Consider the following 18,685-nt stretch of genomic DNA (forward strand, 5'->3'; position numbering starts at 1 on the left):
CCCCTGTGTGCTTTCCGGAACCAGTGGGGTGATCCCATGACTGCGATTGACGCTTGAATGACCTGCGTCAGGGATGCACATTACGGGGACAGGAGGCGCACTCGCTATCCAGGGCGGACGGCAAGGTGCACGACGTCCGGAACGCCCCGGGCAACCGGGACCTCTTCGGTACGCACCCGCTGGAACCCGGCATTCCACAAGGATCCCTCGAATTCCGCAGAGGGCTGCGCCGACCAGACGGCCAGTACCCCGCCCGGCCTCAACACCCTTGCGCAGCCCGCGAGTCCGGCCTGTGAGTAGAGCCCCTCGTTGCCCTTGTCGACGGTCCAGTCAGGGCCGTTGTCGATGTCCAGGCACAGCGCGTCGAACGTGTCGGATGTCTCATTGACGTAGGCGACGAGATCGCTCTCGACGACGGTCGTGCGCGGATCGGCGAAGGCGTCCGCGGAAAGCATGGCGAGCGGGCCGCCCCGGTGCCAGTCGATGACCGCCGGCTCCCGCTCCACGACCGTGATCCGCCCCCAGCGGGGGCCCCGCGCGGCATGGGCGAGCGAGAACCCGACGCCCAGCCCGCCGATCAGCACCGCGGGCTTGCTGCGCCCGTCCAGCGCCTCGAACGCGGCGTCCACGAGCAGCCGTTCCGAACGCCCGTCGGAGGTGTCCATCAGGAAGCACCCGTTGGCGATGATCTGCAGAAGCTCACCGTGCCTGCGCAGCACCACCTCGCCGTACGGTCCGTCGCGCCGGTCCAGGACCACGGGGGCGCTGTCGGCGGTGGCGGCCGGAGGGGGCGCGGGAACCGGGTTCGTCATGACCGCCATCTTTCCCCAACAGCGCTTTGCCGCCACGCGAATTACGGGTGCCGGGCAGCCGCACGGGTGTCACCCGTTCGAGGGTCCGTCCGGCGCTTCGCGCCCAGGGGGGACCGGCTGCGGCTCCTATGGTTCCTCCTGTCCCCTCTCGGTCCTTGGTTCTTCGGTTCTTCGGAAAATCCTGTGAATCGTGCGCCGGGTGGCCTCGGTCACAGACAGCGTCCCGTGGGACGGCGAAGGGTGGGGTGAAACGGAAGGAGCCCCTCACCGTGGAACGGACCGCGAGGGTCGCATCGACGCCCACGCCCGAGCCCCTTCCCGCGGGGGACGTCGCCGCACTGCTCGACGGCGTGCCCCGCCAGCGCGGCCAGGTCGCGGTGCCCGTCCCGCGGACACCGGGCGCCGTCCTCCCTGCGTACCTGCGGCGTCCGCGCCCCTGGCGTCTGCTGCCCAGCCCCACCGGGACGCCGGTCACCTTCGCCTACACGGCGCTCCTGGCCCTCACCTCGCTCTTCGCGAGCCACGCCAGCCCCGGCCTGGTGCGCGCGGTCTACCAGGACTCCAGCACCGACGTCGCCCACCTGCTGCGCACCCCCGTCTTCGTCCTGCTGGCCAGCGCGCTGTGGATCGCGGGCGGGCTGCTCTCGCCGTACGCCCTGGCCTTCGTACTCGTCGTGACCGCGCTGGAGCGGCGGATAGGCGGTGCCCGCGCGATCCTCGTCTTCCTGGCGGGCCACGTCCTGGCCACCCTCGCGACCGAGGTCCCGGTCGGCCTCGCGGTGCTGGCCGGCCACCTCCCCGAGACCTCGCTGCACCGCCTCGACTACGGCATCAGCTTCGGCGTGGCCGCCAGCGTCGGCGCGCTCTCCGGCCTCCTCGCCCCCTGGCTGCGCTGGCCGCTGCTCGCCCTGGCCGGCTACTGCCTCGTCACCGACCTCATCGCCTTCCAGGACCCGATGACCAACTGGGGCCACCTGATCTCGCTGGCCATCGGCACCGGCCTGTGGCCGGTGGTGCGACGCTGGTACCGGGAGCGGGCCCAGGCCCCGGCCGACGCCCGCGCGGCCGCCTCCTGAGCACTCAGGCGCCCCGCGCCGCCGCCGGCCCCTTCGTCAACTCCGGCACGCCGAGAGCCCCTTCCCGCCCGGCCGTCGCGCCGTGCGGTCGGTCGGCCGGCCGGTACGGGCCGGCGGCCGGCGGACAGGCCGGGGAACGTCGGGAAGCGGACCTCGCCTTCGCCTTGCGGGGCCGGCCCTGCCCGTCGAGGTGGGTGGCCGCCCGCTGATCCGGTTGCCGGCGGCGGTGGGCCGGGGCGTCGCTCGACGGGGTGAACGGAAGCCGCTTGTCCGGGCGTCGCGCATGCGTCAGCGGGCCGGGGTCCAGACGTACGGCGTGGTCGTCGTGACCGCTGTGAAGCCCAGTCGCCGCAGGATCGGGGCACTGTCGTCCGAGGCCTCCACCAGGAGGTAGGGCGCGTTCCGGGCCGCCGCCCGGCTCGCTCGCAGGGCCACCAGGGCGCGGTAGACGCCCTTGCCGCGCCACCCGGCCAGCGTGGAGCCGCCAAGCAGCATGGCGAAGTCCGTGCCGGGCCGGAAGGCCACCCAGGCCGCGGAGACGACCTGTCCCGCTGCCTCGGCCACGTACACCTCGTTGTCCTCGGGGGCGACCGCGAGCAGGCCCCTCAGGTGGCCGGCGATCCACGCCATGTCGGCGCCCCACACCGCCGTCTCCAGCGCGGCGACGCGGTCCAGGTCCGCGTCGGCGGTGACCCGGCGCAGGGTCACGCCGGGCGGGAGGGCAGGCGGAGCCACGGCCAGGTCGCCGACCTCGGCGATCACCACCGTCTCCCGGTCCTCGGGCACGAAGCCCGCCGCGCGCAGCCGGTCGGGGAGGTCCGCCGGGGCGTCGTGCCCGCGCGTCTTCCATTCCACGGCCTCCCCGCGCGCCGCGAAGAAGTCCCGCTGCCGGGCGATCAGTGCGTCCAGCTCGGGGCCGCGCACACCGCCCCAGTCGCGCGGCCCGGTCACGAAACCGCGGTGCTGGCCCACGACCCTGAGGACGGGACCGTCGTGCTCGTAGGTGATCCCGGGGGAGGGGACGGGCTGGACGGCGCGCATCTGGGCGTCGTAGGCGGCCAGCAGGGCCGCGGTGCGGTCGGTGTCGGTCACCGGCCGACCGTACGGGGAATGAGCCCGGACCGATCAACTGTTTTTGCGGGCGAGGGCAACCGCCGTACGCCCGGTATCTCCAGGTCAGCAGCCGATCGCTGACAGCGAACGCGGCCCTGGGAACATTCAGCGGCTCACATGCATTGAGTCGGCATAACTCAAGTTGACTGCCGAAGGGGAGATCATGGCTTCGACGTCCGCATCACTCACCCTCCCTGTGCTGCCTCTCGACGGCGAGGTCGTGCTGCCCGGGATGGTGGTCCCGCTGGACTTGAAGGACCCTGATGTACGCGCCGCCGTGGAGGCTGCGCAGGCCGCCGCCCGTACCGAGCCCGGCAAGCCCAAGGTGCTGCTGGTGCCGCGGGTCGACGGGAGCTACCCGGGCACGGGTGTGCTCGGCACCGTGGAGCAGGTCGGCCGCCTGGCCGACGGCGACCCGGGCGCGCTGATCCGCGGCCGCTACCGGGTGCGCATCGGCGCCGGTACCACCGGCCCGGGTGCCGCCCTGTGGGTGGAGGGCACCCGCATCGACGAGAACGTCCCGGACCCGGTGCCCGGTCATGTCACCGAACTGGTCAAGGAGTACAAGGCCCTCGCCACCGCCTGGCTGCGCAAGCGCGGCGCCTGGCAGGTCGTGGACCGGGTGCAGGCCATCGACGACGTCTCCCAGCTCGCCGACAACTCCGGTTACTCGCCCTTCCTGACCACCGAGCAGAAGATCGAACTCCTGGAGACCGTCGACGCGGTCGCCCGGCTGAAGCTGGCCACCCAGCAGCTGCGCGACCACCTCGCCGAGCAGGACGTGGCGGAGACCATCGCCAAGGACGTCCAGGAGGGCGTCGACAAGCAGCAGCGCGAGTTCCTGCTCCGCCGTCAGCTGGAGGCGGTCCGCAAGGAACTGCGCGAGCTGAACGGCGACGCCGCGAAGGACGGCGAGGAGTCCGACGACTACCGCGCCCGCGTGGAGGCCGCCGACCTGCCGGAGAAGGTCCGTGAGGCCGCCCTCAAGGAGGTCGACAAGCTGGAGCGGTCCAGCGACCAGTCGCCCGAGGGCTCGTGGATCCGCACCTGGCTGGACACGGTGCTGGAACTGCCGTGGAACGAGCGGACCGAGGACTCTTACGACATCCAGGGCGCCAAGGCGATCCTGGACGCCGAGCACGCCGGCCTGGAGGACGTGAAGGAGCGGATCACCGAGTACCTGGCGGTGCGCAAGCGCCGCAACGACCGGGGGCTCGGGGTCATCGGCGGCCGCCGCGGCGGTGCCGTCCTCGCCCTCGTCGGGCCGCCCGGGGTCGGCAAGACCTCGCTCGGTGAGTCCGTCGCGCACGCCATGGGCCGCAAGTTCGTCCGGGTCGCCCTCGGCGGCGTCCGCGACGAGGCCGAGATCCGCGGTCACCGCCGTACCTACGTCGGCGCGCTGCCCGGCCGGATCGTGCGCGCGATCAAGGAGGCCGGTTCGATGAACCCGGTCGTCCTGCTCGACGAGATCGACAAGGTGGGCTCCGACTTCCGCGGCGACCCCGCGGCCGCCCTCCTGGAGGTCCTGGACCCGGCGCAGAACCACACCTTCCGCGACCACTACCTGGAAGTCGAACTCGACCTGTCCGACGTCGTCTTCCTCGCCACCGCCAACGTCCTGGAGGCGATCCCGGAGGCCCTGCTCGACCGGATGGAGCTGGTCCGCCTGGACGGCTACACCGAGGACGAGAAGGTCGTCATCGCCCGTGACCACCTGCTCCCGCGTCAGCTGGACCGGGCGGGCCTGGGCAAGGACGAGGTGATCCTCGACGAGAGTGCGCTGCGCAAGCTCGCCGGCGAGTACACGCGTGAGGCGGGCGTCCGTACCCTGGAGCGCTCGATCGCACGGCTGCTGCGCAAGGTGGCCGCGCAGCACGAACTCGGCCAGCGCGAGCTGCCGTTCACCATCAGGGACGAGGACCTGCGGGCCCTGATCGGCCGGCCGCACCACGTGCCCGAGTCCGCCCAGGACCCGGCGGAGCGCCGCACGGCCGTCCCGGGCGTGGCGACGGGTCTCGCGGTCACCGGCGCGGGCGGCGACGTGCTGTTCGTCGAGGCGTCCCTGGCCGACCCGGAGACGGGCGCGGCGGGGCTGACCCTCACCGGCCAGCTGGGTGACGTGATGAAGGAGTCGGCGCAGATCGCCCTGTCCTTCCTGCGCTCCCACGGCGCCGAACTGGAGCTTCCGGTCGGTGACCTGAAGGACCGGGGTGTGCACATCCACTTCCCGGCGGGCGCGGTCCCGAAGGACGGCCCGAGCGCGGGCGTCACGATGACGACGGCCCTCGCGTCGCTGCTCTCCGGGCGACTGGTCCGCACGGACGTGGCGATGACCGGCGAGGTCTCGCTGACCGGCCGGGTGCTGCCGATCGGCGGCGTGAAGCAGAAGCTGCTCGCCGCCCAGCGCGCCGGGGTGACGACCGTCATCATCCCCAAGCGCAACGAGGCCGACCTGGACGACGTTCCGGCCGAGGTGCTGGACAAGCTCGACGTCCACGCCGTGACCGACGTCCGCCAGGTCCTGGAACTGGCGCTCGCGCCCGCCACGAACGGCGCGGCGCCGGAGGTTCCGGTAGCGGCGTGACGGACGCTGCCGGATGACAGAAGGCCCGGGGCCCCGCGAGGAGCCCCGGGCCTTCGCCCTACGGCCGCGTACCCGAGCCCCGAAGGGGGGCGGGGCTGTGTCGATGTGCGGCTTCGCCGCGTGGGCGCGACCGGCCCCACCGGCCCGCGGTGGACGAACCGCACAACCCGCGTGTCTGTCCGGGGCAACCCCCGGCCCCGCCGCACGGGCGCCGCGCTAGTGCTGTGGCCGGGAAGGTTTGCCGGAAAGCTCGCGGCGTCCGGTGCGGTGCATCGCAAGGCGGAGCATCGCCCGCGTACTGGATGTACTCGGGTGATGCGACAACGCGGCGAGGTGCCGTGCCGGGCGTCGCGAGCCGGTGAACCTTTCCGGTCGCAGCACTAGCCGTTGGCGAGTGCGACGACCCGGTCCAGTGCCCCGTTGAACTTGTCGTGGTCGCCGACCGTCGGGCCGGTCGAGGTGTACTGCCACATCGTGTAGGCCGACCAGCCGGCCGGCAGGGTGCCCACGTCCGCGGCGTAGCGGGCGATCCACAGCGGGTTGGTGGCGGCGAAGCCGCCGTAGTCGCCGGTGCAGTCGGTCCACCAGCTGGTCGCCGTGTAGATGACGGCGGCGCGGCCGGTCCGGGCCTTGTACCTGTTCAGGAAGTCGGTGATCCAGGTGACCATCCCGCTCGTGGACTTGCCGTAGCACGCCGCGCCGTACGGGTTCCACTCGATGTCGAGGACGCCGGGGAGGGTCCGGCCGTCCTTGGACCAGCCGCCGCCGTGGTCGACGAAGTAGTCGGCCTGGGCGGCGCCGCCGGTGGTGTCCGGGGTCGCGAAGTGGTAGGCGCCGCGGATCATGCCGACGTCGTAGGAGCCGTTGTACTGCTGGGTGAAGTAGGGGTTCGTGTAGTACGTGCCTTCGGTCGCCTTGGTGTACGCCCATCTGACCCCGCTGCTCAGCAGGGTCGACCAGGAGACGTCGCCCTGGTAGCTGGCGACGTCGACGCCCTCGGTCTGGGTGGCGAGGCCGGTTCTGGGCGTGCCGCTCTGGCCGTCGTGGGACGGCACGCCCATGCCCATGTAGGCCGAGCCGCGGGCCGGGAGGGTGGGTCCGCCCGGGTCGGCGTGGGCCGGGACGGTGGGTCCGCCCGGGTCGGCGTGGGCCGGGACCGGGGCGAGTGCCGCGAGCAGCAGCGCCAGCAGGGCGGTGACGAGGGTGGGGGCGGGTCTGTGCACGGGCATGACGTGCCTCCGTGGGGTGAGGTGGGGTCCCAGATATGCCAGAGGCGGCAGCGTTACGCGCTGCGACACGACGCCGTGTCACACGGCGCGACGCCCGTCATTGGCGTGAGCATGCCATTCATGGGTGCAGACGCTACGCAGGGGGCGGACCCCGGGGAAGGGGGTCCGGGGGCCGCCGTTGGTCTAAGCCTGCGGAATACTTGGCGAGCTGCGGCGATGACGGGGATTGACGGAAACTTTCAGGACTGCGAAACCGATCAGGGGTGCTGACGTGCACGAGGACGACAAGGGCGACGGACAGGGCGCCGCCACCGCGTTGACGCCAAGTGGCGCGGACCAGGAATTCCTCGCCCTGGAACGCGAGCTGACGGTGCTGCTGCGCCGTGCCCGGGCCAGCCAGGGCGAGATGGCCCGGGAGGTCCACCCCGACCTGGAGTCGGCCGCGTACGGACTGCTCGTACGGCTCGACGAGTGCGGCGGCCAGCGCGCCACCGAACTGGCCGCCTACATCGGCGTCGGCAAGGCCACCATGTCCCGCCAGCTGCGCGCCCTGGAGGAGCTCGGCCTGGTCGCCCGGGAGCCCGACCCGGCCGACGGACGGGCCTGGCTGGTCGCCCTCACCGACGAGGGCCGGGGCCGGGTCGGCACGGTCCGCGAGGCCCGCCGGGGCCGCTACGTCCGCCAGCTCGCCCACTGGGAGCGCACCGAGGTCGCGGAACTGGCCCGGCTGCTGCACCAGTTGAACGGCGTCATGGAGAAGTAGCCGCCGCCGGGCGCCATGACCTCACAGCTCGACGTAGACCACCGTCGCGTCGTCGTGCGTTTTGCTCCGCCGCAGGAACACCCGCTCCTGCCGGTCGGCCGCCTCCAGCTCCCGCACCCGGTCGACCAGCGCCCGCGCGCCCTCCTTGCGTATGACGTCGAGGAGGGCCGTCCAGTCGCCCGCGCGGAACTTCTCCGTCCAGCGGGCCGCCCCGTCCGTGAGGGCGGCCAGCGCGCCGACCTCGGCGCGCGGCACGGTGCCGGTGACCGCGCGGGCCGCCACCGACGGGTCGGCGGCGGCCGTGAAGAAGCCGCCCTCCTTGTTGCGCACCGTCGCGTCGGCGATCGCGTCCGAGGCCAGAAAGGCGCGGGGCACGCGGTCCAGCCGGTCGTCCAGGACCGGGGTGACCGTGCCGTCGGGGGCCCTCAGGAGCAGCGCCGAGTCGGACAGGACCAGGAACTCCACGGTGTCCTCGGACCAGCGGCTCAGCACGACCGTCGCCTGGGGCGTGCGCGGGTGAGAAAGGTCACAGGTGTCCGCATGTGCGTCAGCTGTGCGGCCGATCGCCCGTTCGAGCACCTCCCGGAGCGTCAGATCTCCTCGCGAAACGGTCAGTTCGGTCAGGGCGCCGCCCAGCCGCGCGGTGAACCAGGGGACGGAATGCAGACACCCGGTGCCGCCCCGCGGTGGGGTGACCCCGTCCAGGACGATCACGCAGCCCCCCTGTCCCGAGGCCGGAAGTCCGATGCCGGCGAAGTCCTCGTTGGGGCGGTCGGGGGCGCCGGGTTCCGAAACGACTTCAGTACGCATTCGGCCAGTCTGCACGACCCCTTCACAGGCTTCGCCAAAGGCTGGCAACCACCCCGGAATTGCCATGGCCCTGCAGGTCAGCCGACTGTTTTGGGGTGGAATGGCACAGTCCGGGAAGGTGCGGTGGCGAATCCTGCCAAAGCCTGCCGTCCGCGTCCAACCGGCCAGCCGGAAAAGGGCCCCGCGCGAGCCGCCGGAACTTGCCCGCCAACTCCCCTCCGATGTTCACTCCTTCGGGTGGCGGGAGGGTCGATGCGAGACCACTGCCCACCGGCGCTGGGAGGGTCGGGGACCGATACGCAGGCGTACGCATCGGGTGCGTGCGCCACTTGGCACCGAAATGCCGGGAATCATGACGGGGTGCCACCCAACCCCTTGGGTACACGAGTTCAGGAATGCGAGCACCGGTGCAGAAGACGCGGCCTCGGCGCACAGGCAAGAAGACGGCCTCCGAAACGGGCGCCGCGGCCCCCGTCGGCACCGGCCGCACCAAGCACGTCCGCACCCGGCTGATCGTGGCCGTGGCGGTGGTCGCCGCCGCGATCGCGGGGGCCGGCGCGCCCGCCCTGCTGACCGCCTCCGGGCAGCTGAGCGACTCCCAGGACCTGGTGACGCTCGCCGGCCGCACCCAGGACACGCTGGCGCTGGCCAACTCGCTCGCCGACGAGCGCGACGAGGTCACCTCCTACGTCGCGGCGGGCCGCCCCAAGGCCAAGGCGCCCTCGCAGGACCCCGGCGCCCGCGTCGACCGCCAGGCCGAGGACCTGCGTGCGGACACCGGCACCCCCGGCTGGCTGCGCACCGACCTCGACGGCATCGCCGCCGTCCGGCGCTCCGCGCTCACCGGCCGGAGCACCGCCCTGCAAGCGCACCAGGCGTACTCCAGGACCATCGCCGACCTGCACCGGCTCGCCGTGCAACTGGCCGAGCAGACGCCCCCCAGGGCCGGCTCCGGCGCCTACGCGCTCGCCGAACTGGACCTGGCCGTCCAGCAGTCCGCCGCCGCCCGCGGCCTGCTTCTCGCGGCCCTGGACATCCCGAGCACCACCCAGACCACGATCGACCCGATCACCGGCCTCCCCACGACGACCCAGGTCACCTCCGACGCCGACCGCAAGCAGCGCGACGCGCTCACCGCCGCCGCCCAGCAGGCCAGGCTGCGGGCCGACGCCGCCCTCGCCGACTTCCACGACACCGCGCCCAGCGCGGCGGTCGAGTCGTACGACTCCACGGTCACCGGCGGCGACGTCAACCACGCCGACAAGTACCTGGCCGCCCTCACCGACCAGCCGACCCTCTCGCAGGACGACCTCGGCACCGGCGTCAAGAAGCTGAACACGGCGCTGTCCGCCCGGGTCGACCTGATGCGGGGCGCGGAGTCCGCCCTCTACGACCGCCGCACCAAGGACCTCGCCCAGCTCCGCGACGACGACGTCACCGCGCTGGAGATCCGGGTGGCGGCGCTCGGCGCCCTGATGCTGGTCGCGGTCGGCATCGCCACCGCCATGGCCCGCACCCTCACCCGCCCCCTGTCCGTGCTCCGCCGGGGCTCGGCCCGCCTCGCCGGGGCCGAGGACCCGCGCACCGAGGAACCGATCACCTTCACCGGCCGCAACGACGAGTTCGCCCAGGTCGTCCGCTCCGTCAACGCCCTGCACGCGCACGCCGTCGAGCTCTACGACCGCATCGCCACGCTGGAGACCGACCGCAAGCACCTGGTCGGCCAGCGGCAGAAGATGGCGGACGCGCGCGAGGAACTGCGCGCCGAGGTCACCGACGCCGCCGCCCAGCTGGAGCGGCTGCGCACCAGCATCGGCTCCACCTTCGTCAACCTCGCGCTGCGCACCCTCGGTCTGGTGGAGCGTCAGCTGGCCGTCATCGAGACCCTTGAGGAGCGCGAACAGGACCCCGACCGCCTGTCGACCCTCTTCAAGCTCGACCACTTCGCCACGGTCATGCGCCGCCACAGCGAGAACCTCCTGGTCCTCGCCGGCACCGAGCACGTCCAGCAGCACGCGGGCCCGATCCCGCTGGTGGACGTCGTCCGGGCCGCGGTCAGCGAGATCGAGCGCTACGACCGGGTCCGGATCGCCTCCCTCCCTCCGCACGCGCACGTGGCGGGGTTCGCGGCCGACGACCTCTCCCACCTCCTCGCCGAACTCATGGAGAACGCCACCGCGTCCTCCCCGCCCGACGTCCCCGTCGAGATCTCGGGCTGGCTGCTGGAGAGCGGCGAGGTCATGCTCTCCGTCCAGGACGAGGGCATCGGCATGACCGCCGACCGCATGGTCCGCCTCAACGCCCGCCTCGCCGAGTTCAACCCCGAGTCCCCGTACGACCAGGAGGGCGAGGACGGTCTCGGCCTCGGCCTCTACGTGGTGGCCCGGCTGGCCCACCGGCACGGCGTCCGCGTGCAGCTGCGCGAGCAGAAGCAGGGCGGGGTGGCCGCGGTCGTGGTCCTGCCCCAGCCCCTGCTGGCCGCGGCCCCCGCGGCGACGGTGCCGCAGTCCGCGACCGCCGCCGCCGGCGCCCACGCGTTCTCCCTCCCCGGCGCGGACGCGGAGGTCAACTCCAACGTCCTGTACGGCCGCTCCACGACCGGCGACCCCCTGGTGGCGCTGGCGGAGAAGGCGGTACGGGAGGCCGACGGGCACGGCGCGGCCGAGCCGGGGGCCGGCGGGGAGACCGTGGCGTCCCGGCGGGCCGACGAGGAGGCCGCCCCCGAGCAGGCGGTCCGGCCCAGGCCGGCGGACCCCGAGCCGACGGCCCGCCCGAAGGCACCGGCGGAGACGTTCGCCGAGACGACGATGGAACTGCTGCTCCCGCCGGAGCCGGAGGCGGCGAGGGAGCACGCGCACCCTGCCGACGCCGGTGCTCGTACCCGCCCGCAGCCCGCGGCCGCCGACGGCGAACGCGCCCCGCTGGGGCCGCCCGCGTCCGACCATGAAACCCGCACGGGTGGTGCGCGTGGGAACGACCTCGGCGAAGCCGGGGAGCACACCCGCCCGCAGACCGCACCCGCCGACGGTGAGTACGGCCCGCAGGGGGACGCCGAGGAGGAGGACCCGGTCACCAGCAAGGGCCTCCCCAAGCGCACCCCCAAGATCACCGCCCCCGCCCCCCCGCCCCGCCAGCGCGGCACCGGCGTCGACGCGGACGCCCTCCGCCGCAGGCTCGGCGGCTTCCGCCGGGGCGCCGACGCCGGACGCCGCGACGTCGAGGCGGAGATCGCCGAGCAGACGGGCCAGAACAAGGTGCCGAGCACCGTGAGAGCAGTACCGGGGACAGCCGTATCCGAAGAAGCAACGGGGGGCACAGTCGAGGAGGCAAGCAGTTGACCGCGCCCAGTACCTTCGGACTGAGCAGTGAGGCCCGCAACCTGCACTGGCTGCTGAGCAACCTCATCGAGGAGGTGCCCGGTATCCAGTCCGTAGCCGTGGTCTCCTCCGACGGACTGCTCCTGCTCTCCTCGGATCCCGGCCAGAACGAGGCCGCCCGCGAGGCCAGGAGCGAGAAACCGGCGGGTCCGCGCGGCTCCGCCGCCGACCTCGCCACCATCGTCTCCGGCATCGGCAGCCTCACCGTGGGCGCCGCCAAGCTGATGGACTACGGCCCGGTCAAGCACACGATGGTCGCGATGGACGAGGGCAGCCTCTTCGTGATGTCGATCAGCGACGGCTCGCTGCTGGGTGTGCACGGCAGCGCGGAGTGCGACATGAGCGTGGTGGCATATCACATGGCACTGTTCGTCGGCCGGGCCGGCCACGTCCTGACCCCCGAACTCCGCACCGAGCTACGCAAGTCCCTGGAGGGCGACGCCACGAGGAGCGGCCGATGACCAGCGCCCCGAAGAACCGCAGGCAGAACCTCCCGGTACGCGGCGGTGACCGAAAACCCGCCCGTGTCCGCCCCTACTCGCTCACCGGCGGCCGTACCCGCTTCGGTCACGTTCTCCTCGTGGAGACGTTCGTAGCGGCGCTTGAGGCCCCGGAGGAGCGCAAGGAACTGACGAATGGCTCCCTCAGCACCCGGGTGATGCCGGAGATGCGGGCCATCGTCGAACTGTGCCGCCGTATGCGCACGGTGGCCGAGATCGCCGCGCTGCTGAAGATGCCGCTCGGCGTGGTCCGGGTCCTGCTCAGTGACCTCGCGGACCAGGGAAAGATCCGTGTGTACGGCACCGGGACCGGTCACGGCGCCGGCCGCCCGGACCGCGCTCTGCTGGAAAGGGTGCTGAGTGGACTACGCCGTCTCTGACGCCACCGGTGTCAACCCGCTCCTCGACGAGGAGGAGCAGCCGCGGTCCTGGCAGACGGACCGCACCCGGGCCCCCGTCGCCACGAAGATAGTCGTGGCGGGCGGTTTCGGCGTCGGCAAGACCACGCTGGTCACCACCGTCTCGGAGATCACGCCCCTGCAGACCGAGGCGCTGATGACCGAGGCGAGCGAGGAGACCGACGACCTCACCGCCACGCCCGGCAAGCTCACCACGACCGTGGCCATGGACTTCGGCCGCATCACGCTCGACGACGACCTGGTGCTCTACCTGTTCGGCACGCCGGGCCAGCAGCGGTTCTGGTTCATGTGGGACGACCTGGTGCGCGGCGCGATCGGCGCCGTCGTCCTCGCGGACACCCGGCGTCTGAAGGACTGCTTCCCGGCGCTGGACTACTTCGAGAGCTGCGGGCTGCCGTACGTCGTCGCGGTCAACCACTTCGACGGCAGCGAGCGTTTCGAACCCGAGGACGTGCGCGAGGCATTGACGATCCCTCCGCACATACCTGTAATGATCATGGACGCCCGCCGCCGGATATCGGCCATCGAGACGCTGCTGTCCCTGGTCGCCCACGCACTGGACGAAACACCCGAGTAGATCTTCTGAACCCTTAGGAGCCACCACCGCATGCGGAAGATACTCGTCGTGGGGGCCGGCCAGTCCGGTCTCCAGCTCGCCCTCGGCCTCCAGTCGCACGGCTACGAGGTCACCCTGATGTCGAACCGGACCTCGGACGAGATCCGCTCCGGCCGGGTCATGTCGACGCAGTGCATGTTCCACACGGCACTGCAGCACGAGCGTGATCTCCAGCTGAACTTCTGGGAGTCCCAGGCCCCGAAGATCGAAGGACTCGGCGTCTCGGTCGCGGCCCCGGGCTCCTGGGGCGAGGGCCCCGCGGCCCGCGCCATCGACTGGGTGGGCAAACTCGACGGGTACGCGCAGTCGGTCGACCAGCGGGTGAAGATGGCCGGCTGGATGGAGACCTTCGCGCAGCGCGGCGGCCAGCTGGTCATCCACGGCGCGGCGGTCGGCGACCTGGACTACTTCGCCCGTGCCTACGACCTGGTGCTGGTCTCGGCCGGCAAGGGCGAACTGGTCCAGATGTTCGGCCGTGACGCCTCCCGCTCGCCGTACAGCGAGCCGCAGCGCGCGCTGGCCGTCGCCTACGTCCACGGGCTCGGCCCCCGCCCCGAGCACCCGGACTACTACGCGGTCCGCTGCAACCTGGTCCCCGGCGTCGGCGAGCTCTTCGTGATGCCGACCCTGACCCTCTCGGGGCCGGCCGACATCCTGTTCTGGGAGGGCATACCCGGCGGCCCGCTGGACGTCTTCAGCGGCGTCAAGGACCCCTCGGAGCACCTCTCCCTGACCCTGGAACTCATGGAGCGGTACACGCCCTGGGAGTACGCGCGGGCCACCAAGGTCGAACTGACCGACGCCGGCGGCACCCTGGCCGGCCGTTACGCCCCCACCGTCCGCAACCCGATCGGCCGCCTCCCCGGCGGCGGCCTGGTCCTCGGTGTCGCGGACGTCGTCGTGGCCAACGACCCCATCACCGGTCAGGGCTCCAACTCCGCCGCCAAGTGCGCGGCCGCCTACCTCGACTCGATCCTCGAACACGGCGAGAAGGAGTTCGACGAGTCCTGGATGCAGGCGACGTTCGACCGCTACTGGAACACGGCCCAGCACGTCACCAAGTGGACGAACGCCATGCTGGCGCCGCCGCCGGAGCACATCCTCAACCTGATCGGCGCGGCGGGCCAGCTCCAGCCGGTCGCCGACCGCTTCGCCAACGCCTTCAACGACCCCGCCGACTTCGAGAACTTCTTCTATGAGCCGGAGAAGACGGCCGCCTATCTGGCCTCGGTCACCGGAGCCTGACGGAGCAGCGGGGGCGGGCCTCGAACGGCCTGCCCCCTGCCCGGAGTCCAGGAGCAGGCGCATGGACAGCGCGCCCCTGGTCCGCCATGCTGTCCTGGCGGTGCGGGCCTGCGCCGGCCGTTTGAGCGAGGGGTGGGCACGTGGGGGAATCGCCGGGTGCGGCTGTGCCGCCGGAGGGTGTCCGTTACCGGCTGACGCCCCTTCAGCGCGTGCTGCCGATGCTTCCGGCCCTCGTCATCTCCCTGGGCCAGACCCTGCTGTGGTGGGACGGCGGATCGATCGATCCCGTGCTCGGCACGGGGCTGGTCATCTGGGGTGTCGTGCTGACCCTGGGGCTGATCACCTCGCGGTCGTTCGGAGTCACCCTCACGCCGTCGGCGGCCGTCGTGCACAGCCTTCGCCGCCGCCGCATCCCGTGGTCGGACGTCCAGGCCGTCCAGATCCAGTCCCTCCTCGGAAGCCGGACCGTCGTGATCTACGAGGCGGGCGGCCGCGCCACCCGCCTGCGGGCGCCGAGCACCGGCTTCCTCAGCTGGGATCGCGGCTTCGAGGAGAAGTTCCACACCATCGGCAGGTGGTGGCTGGACCACCGCGGCCCGGACTGGATCCCGGTACCGCCGCCCTGGACGCCGTGGGGTCGCCCGCCGGGGTCGCCCGGCAACCCCTACGCCCCGCCCGCGTAGCAGCAGCCGCCGCTTCCCCCAGGACGTGCCGCTTCCTGGTTCCGACCAGCCACAACGCGTCCGCGTCCGGGCGACTACGCTGCTCTCATGACCCCGCCGGCCGCCACCCCCGCCTACCGCAGGCTGTCCGTCGAGGAGCGGCGCAGCCAGCTGCTCGACGCGGCTCTCTCCCTGTTCGCGCACCGGGTGCCCGAGGACGTCTCGCTCGACGACGTGGCGGAGGCGGCCGGGGTCTCCCGCCCCCTGGTGTACCGCTACTTCCCCGGCGGCAAGCAGCAGCTCTACGAGGCCGCGCTCAGGTCTGCCGCCGAGGAGCTGGAGCACTGCTTCGACGAGCCGCGGGAGGGCCCTCTGCTCCCTCGTCTCTCCCGGGCCCTGGACCGCTACCTCGGCTTCGTCGACCAGCACGACGCCGGCTTCAGCGCCCTGCTCCAGGGCGGCAGCGTGGTGGAGACCTCGCGGACGACGGCGATCGTGGACGGCGTACGACGGGCCGCCGCGCAGCACATTCTCAGCCACCTGGACGTCGCCGCCCCGGGCCCCCGGCTGCGGATGACCGTCCGGATGTGGATCACCGCCGTCGAGGCGGCCTCCCTGATCTGGCTCGACGAGGACAAGCAGCCGCCCCCCGACGAGCTGCGGGACTGGCTGGTGGACCAGTTCGTCGCCGTGCTCAGCGTGACCGCGCGCCGTGACCCGCAGACCGCCGCCCTCGTCGACGCCCTCGCGGCGGATGGCTGAGACTGGTGCCGTGAAGAGTCAGGAGACCCCCTTCGAGGGCGGCCCCATGGACGGGCGGGTGCTTCCGGTGCTGCTCGGCATGACCGGCCACCCCCCGAAGACGTACCGCATCCCGGTCCCGGACCCGGCCGGCGGCCCGCCCACGGTCCTGGTCTACCGCCGCGTGTCCCGGGGGCAGCACCGGCGCCTGGGACTGTCCCAGGGCTGGAAGTACGTGTACGACCCGACGGGCAGGGGCGACGGCGGGGGACCGAGGTGGCCCTGGGCGAGGTCGGGCGACACCAACGGGTGACGTGATTGGGCCGCATCGCGCACATGCACCGCGCGGACCGCACGTACACATCTGATAATCACGTGATCATCGCGATGTGGAACGGAGAGACCGTCCCGCATCGGAGGTGATGACGTGTCCGGAAGGTACCTGCGAGTGGCCTGCACGGCCGCGGTGGCGGCGGCCCAGGCCGTTCTCGCGCCGCTGCCCGCACTCGCCGCCCCCGCCCCCGGCCCCGAGCGGCCGGTCGCCGAGTTGCTGACGGACCTTCAGCAGGCCTACCGGCAGGCCGAACAGGCCACCGAGACCTACAACGCGACGGCGGAACGGCTGCAGCGCCAGCGCGCCGAGGTGACCCGCCTGGACGGCGAGCTGACCATCGCCCGGCGCTCCCTGCACACCAGCAGGACCGAGGCCGGCCGGCTGGCCCGGGCGCAGTACCAGAACGCCGGCGGGATCTCCCCGTACGTACGGCTGCTGCTCGCCCGTGACCCGCAGCACGCGCTCGACGAGGGTCATGTCATCGGCGAACTGGCGCGCGAGCGGGCGAAGACGGTGGGCCGCCTGGCGGACGACGAACGCAGACAGGCCGACCTGGCCCGCCGGGCCCGCACGGCGCTCGACACCCAGCTCACCCTCGCCGAGAAGCAGCGGAAACAGCGCGACGAGGTCCGCACCCGCCTCTCCGACGTGGAGCGCATGCTCGCGTCCCTCACCGCGGACCAGCTCACGGCGCTCGCCGGCCTGGAGAAGGACAACACGGCCGACGCCCAGCGGAGACTCACCACGTCCGGCGCCCTGGGCAGCGCCACGCCACCCCCCTCCCCGGAAGGCGACCGGGCGGTGCGCTACGCGGTCCGGCAGCTGGGCAAGCCGTACCGGTGGGGCGCGGCGGGCCCGGCGTCGTACGACTGCTCGGGCCTGACCTCACGGGCCTGGGACCACGCCGGCACCCCCATCCCGCGCACCAGCCAGGAACAGTGGGCCGACCTGCCCCACGTCCCCCTGAACCGCCTGCGCCCCGGAGACCTGGTCGTCTACTTCCCCGAGGCCACCCACGTGGCCCTCTACCTGGGCGACGGCAAGGTGGTCCAGGCCCCCCGGCCCGGCGCGAAGGTCAAGGTCTCCCCGATCGCGGCCAACCCGATCCTGGGCGCGGTACGCCCGGATCCGACGGCGCGACCCCTGGCCCGCTACACGCCCCCGCCGATCCCGAAGACGGCGACGGAGGGCTCGGACGAAGCCTTCGGAACCCTGTAGCCGGCCCGGCCCGCGCGCCCCAGGGGCGCGGGGCCGTATCCGACGGGCGGCTCCGCCGCGCGGGCGCGATCACCCCCCACCCGCCGGCACTGTGAACTCAGCCCAGCAGCCCCGAGCTCTTCCACAACCGCCGCCCCACTCCCCGAAGAACCCCGATGTCGTCCAGGAAGTCGGTCAGCCGCTTCGCCCCCGTCTGCATGACCTCCCGCCGGTGCCCGCTCGCCCGCACCTGCGCCACGGCCTCCCGCCGGTCCAGCCCCACGTTCGTGTACACCTCGGGGTTGATGAACGCCACCGAGAACACCCGCGCGAACTCGCCGGAGGTGATCCGGGTGAACTCCTGCGACCACCGCGGCGCCGTCACCATCTGCCGGCGCAGCTCCTCGCGGGCGTAGCGCACATGCCGGGCCTCCTCGACCACATGGATCCGGGTGACCCCCCGGACCAGCGGCTGGATCCGCTCGTCAGGGAAGGTCAGCCGCTGCATCCAGTCCAGCACCTCCTCGCCGAGCAGGGTGGCCGTGAACGACCCGGGGGTGGTGGAGATCGTCTTGAAGAGGCGGCCCAGGTGCTGGTGAGCCGGGCTCACCGGGTACCAGGGCGCGTCCCCGCGCGCTATCAGCCGCGCGAACATCTTCGAGTGCCGGCACTCGTCCTCGATCTCGGTCAGCGCGTAGCGCACGTGTGCACTCGTCGCCGCCTTGTCGTAGATGTGCCGGACCAGCAGCTGCATCAGGATGAGTTCGAACCAGATGCCCAGCGAGGCCAGTGCGGCGGCCTCGTGCTGCGACAGCACGATCCGCTGCTCCTCGCTCATCCGCTTCCACAGCGGAGTGTCGTAGAGGGACACCAGCTCCGGCGGCCAGAACCACTTGCCGTCCTCGAAGGGCGCGTCCCAGTCCAGCTCCTTGTCCGGGTCGAAGGAGTGCTTCGCGGAGGAGACGAGCAGTCGTTCGGCCACCTGCTCGCGGTCCTTGAGCAGGCCGAGCGCGTCCCGCAGTCCGTCGACCGCGTCGGCTTCCGTCAGGGTCGTCATGGCTCCCTCACCTCGTTACCCGGGGTACATCGTCGTCCGCACTTATGAGACCGCTTGTCAGCAAGCCGGTCAATCCCCCGCGCGCGACTTGTTGACTCCGCGTCTACCCCGGTTCGGACCTCACGGACTTCACGGACTTCACGGACCCGC

At 72.3% G+C, this 18,685-nt stretch carries 17 protein-coding genes; 12 read left to right on the plus strand and 5 right to left on the minus strand.

Annotated features, from left to right (window positions below; translation table 11 throughout):
- Positions 1–104: 104 nt before the first annotated feature.
- Positions 105–821: a spermine/spermidine synthase domain-containing protein gene (locus LQ326_RS37385; RefSeq protein ID WP_491074091.1), complete on the minus strand. Its 717-nt coding sequence runs from the start codon at positions 819–821 to the stop codon at positions 105–107.
- Between the two features lie 260 nt (positions 822–1,081).
- On the opposite strand from LQ326_RS37385, the gene LQ326_RS37390 reads away from it, so the two are divergent.
- Entirely contained in the window at positions 1,082–1,888 is an 807-nt protein-coding gene (locus LQ326_RS37390; RefSeq protein WP_234543521.1) for a rhomboid-like protein, read from the plus strand.
- 288 nt (positions 1,889–2,176) lie between these two features.
- Here LQ326_RS37390 and LQ326_RS37395 read toward each other — a convergent pair whose 3' ends face one another.
- Entirely contained in the window at positions 2,177–2,929 is a 753-nt protein-coding gene (locus LQ326_RS37395; RefSeq protein ID WP_234543550.1) for a GNAT family N-acetyltransferase, read from the minus strand.
- 235 nt (positions 2,930–3,164) lie between these two features.
- Here LQ326_RS37395 and lon point away from each other — a divergent pair, with 235 nt between their 5' ends.
- Positions 3,165–5,585 carry an endopeptidase La gene (gene lon / locus LQ326_RS37400; RefSeq protein WP_234543522.1) on the plus strand — a complete coding sequence of 807 codons (2,421 nt, stop codon included), beginning with the start codon at positions 3,165–3,167 and terminating at the stop codon, positions 5,583–5,585.
- A 380-nt stretch (positions 5,586–5,965) separates the two neighbouring features.
- Here the strand turns inward: lon and LQ326_RS37405 are convergent, their stop codons facing one another.
- Positions 5,966–6,814 (minus strand): lysozyme, encoded by an 849-nt coding sequence (locus LQ326_RS37405; protein ID WP_234543523.1) that lies wholly within the window; start codon positions 6,812–6,814, stop codon positions 5,966–5,968.
- A gap of 271 nt (positions 6,815–7,085) precedes the next feature.
- Between LQ326_RS37405 and LQ326_RS37410 the strand changes: the two genes are divergently transcribed.
- Entirely contained in the window at positions 7,086–7,577 is a 492-nt protein-coding gene (locus tag LQ326_RS37410; RefSeq protein ID WP_234543524.1) for a MarR family winged helix-turn-helix transcriptional regulator, read from the plus strand.
- A gap of 21 nt (positions 7,578–7,598) precedes the next feature.
- On the opposite strand, the gene LQ326_RS37415 is transcribed toward LQ326_RS37410, so the two are convergent.
- Positions 7,599–8,387, minus strand: coding sequence for a protein phosphatase 2C domain-containing protein (locus tag LQ326_RS37415; protein WP_234543525.1), 789 nt, complete (start codon positions 8,385–8,387; stop codon positions 7,599–7,601).
- 407 nt (positions 8,388–8,794) lie between these two features.
- Between LQ326_RS37415 and LQ326_RS37420 the strand changes: the two genes are divergently transcribed.
- The 9 genes from LQ326_RS37420 to LQ326_RS37460 all read left to right on the plus strand — a co-directional run bounded on the left by LQ326_RS37420 (position 8,795) and on the right by LQ326_RS37460 (position 17,499).
- On the plus strand, positions 8,795–11,725 hold the full coding sequence (locus LQ326_RS37420) for a nitrate- and nitrite sensing domain-containing protein (protein ID WP_234543526.1): 2,931 nt from the start codon (positions 8,795–8,797) through the stop codon (positions 11,723–11,725).
- Complete coding sequence (locus LQ326_RS37425) at positions 11,722–12,225, plus strand: roadblock/LC7 domain-containing protein (protein ID WP_234543527.1); 504 nt, start codon at positions 11,722–11,724, stop codon at positions 12,223–12,225. Before LQ326_RS37420 ends, LQ326_RS37425 begins: the two co-directional genes overlap by 4 nt.
- On the plus strand, positions 12,222–12,644 hold the full coding sequence (locus LQ326_RS37430) for a DUF742 domain-containing protein (RefSeq protein WP_181802189.1): 423 nt from the start codon (positions 12,222–12,224) through the stop codon (positions 12,642–12,644). Before LQ326_RS37425 ends, LQ326_RS37430 begins: the two co-directional genes overlap by 4 nt.
- Complete coding sequence (locus LQ326_RS37435; protein ID WP_234543528.1) at positions 12,625–13,260, plus strand: GTP-binding protein; 636 nt, start codon at positions 12,625–12,627, stop codon at positions 13,258–13,260. Before LQ326_RS37430 ends, LQ326_RS37435 begins: the two co-directional genes overlap by 20 nt.
- Positions 13,261–13,290: 30 nt before the next feature.
- Positions 13,291–14,544, plus strand: a complete 1,254-nt coding sequence (locus LQ326_RS37440) for a styrene monooxygenase/indole monooxygenase family protein (RefSeq protein ID WP_234543529.1) — start codon at positions 13,291–13,293, stop codon at positions 14,542–14,544.
- Between the two features lie 140 nt (positions 14,545–14,684).
- The gene (locus tag LQ326_RS37445) at positions 14,685–15,227 is read left to right on the plus strand and encodes a YdbT family protein (protein ID WP_234543530.1); all 543 of its coding nucleotides are present in this window, start codon (positions 14,685–14,687) and stop codon (positions 15,225–15,227) included.
- Positions 15,228–15,314: 87 nt separating this feature from the next.
- Positions 15,315–15,968 carry a TetR/AcrR family transcriptional regulator gene (locus LQ326_RS37450; protein ID WP_234543531.1) on the plus strand — a complete coding sequence of 218 codons (654 nt, stop codon included), beginning with the start codon at positions 15,315–15,317 and terminating at the stop codon, positions 15,966–15,968.
- A 10-nt stretch (positions 15,969–15,978) separates the two neighbouring features.
- Positions 15,979–16,260, plus strand: a complete 282-nt coding sequence (locus tag LQ326_RS37455; protein ID WP_234543532.1) for a DUF8847 domain-containing protein — start codon at positions 15,979–15,981, stop codon at positions 16,258–16,260.
- 114 nt (positions 16,261–16,374) lie between these two features.
- Positions 16,375–17,499, plus strand: a complete 1,125-nt coding sequence (locus LQ326_RS37460; RefSeq protein ID WP_234543533.1) for a C40 family peptidase — start codon at positions 16,375–16,377, stop codon at positions 17,497–17,499.
- A gap of 97 nt (positions 17,500–17,596) precedes the next feature.
- On the opposite strand, the gene LQ326_RS37465 is transcribed toward LQ326_RS37460, so the two are convergent.
- Positions 17,597–18,535 carry an AurF N-oxygenase family protein gene (locus tag LQ326_RS37465; RefSeq protein ID WP_181802196.1) on the minus strand — a complete coding sequence of 313 codons (939 nt, stop codon included), beginning with the start codon at positions 18,533–18,535 and terminating at the stop codon, positions 17,597–17,599.
- Positions 18,536–18,685: the final 150 nt, after the last annotated feature.

Source organism: Streptomyces shenzhenensis (assembly GCF_021462265.1).
GTDB classification, from domain to species: domain Bacteria; phylum Actinomycetota; class Actinomycetes; order Streptomycetales; family Streptomycetaceae; genus Streptomyces; species Streptomyces shenzhenensis.

Excerpts from the sequence above, each read along its gene's own strand:
- LQ326_RS37385 (WP_491074091.1), bottom strand. The coding sequence starts at position 821 with ATGGCGGTCATGACGAACCCGGTTCCCGCGCCCCCTCCGGCCGCCACC.
- LQ326_RS37440 (WP_234543529.1), top strand. The coding sequence starts at position 13,291 with ATGCGGAAGATACTCGTCGTGGGGGCCGGCCAGTCCGGTCTCCAGCTC.
- lon (WP_234543522.1), top strand. The coding sequence starts at position 3,165 with ATGGCTTCGACGTCCGCATCACTCACCCTCCCTGTGCTGCCTCTCGAC.
- LQ326_RS37465 (WP_181802196.1), bottom strand. The coding sequence starts at position 18,535 with ATGACGACCCTGACGGAAGCCGACGCGGTCGACGGACTGCGGGACGCG.
- LQ326_RS37450 (WP_234543531.1), top strand. The coding sequence starts at position 15,315 with ATGACCCCGCCGGCCGCCACCCCCGCCTACCGCAGGCTGTCCGTCGAG.
- LQ326_RS37415 (WP_234543525.1), bottom strand. The coding sequence starts at position 8,387 with ATGCGTACTGAAGTCGTTTCGGAACCCGGCGCCCCCGACCGCCCCAAC.
- LQ326_RS37430 (WP_181802189.1), top strand. The coding sequence starts at position 12,222 with ATGACCAGCGCCCCGAAGAACCGCAGGCAGAACCTCCCGGTACGCGGC.
- LQ326_RS37405 (WP_234543523.1), bottom strand. The coding sequence starts at position 6,814 with ATGCCCGTGCACAGACCCGCCCCCACCCTCGTCACCGCCCTGCTGGCG.
- LQ326_RS37395 (WP_234543550.1), bottom strand. The coding sequence starts at position 2,929 with ATGCGCGCCGTCCAGCCCGTCCCCTCCCCCGGGATCACCTACGAGCAC.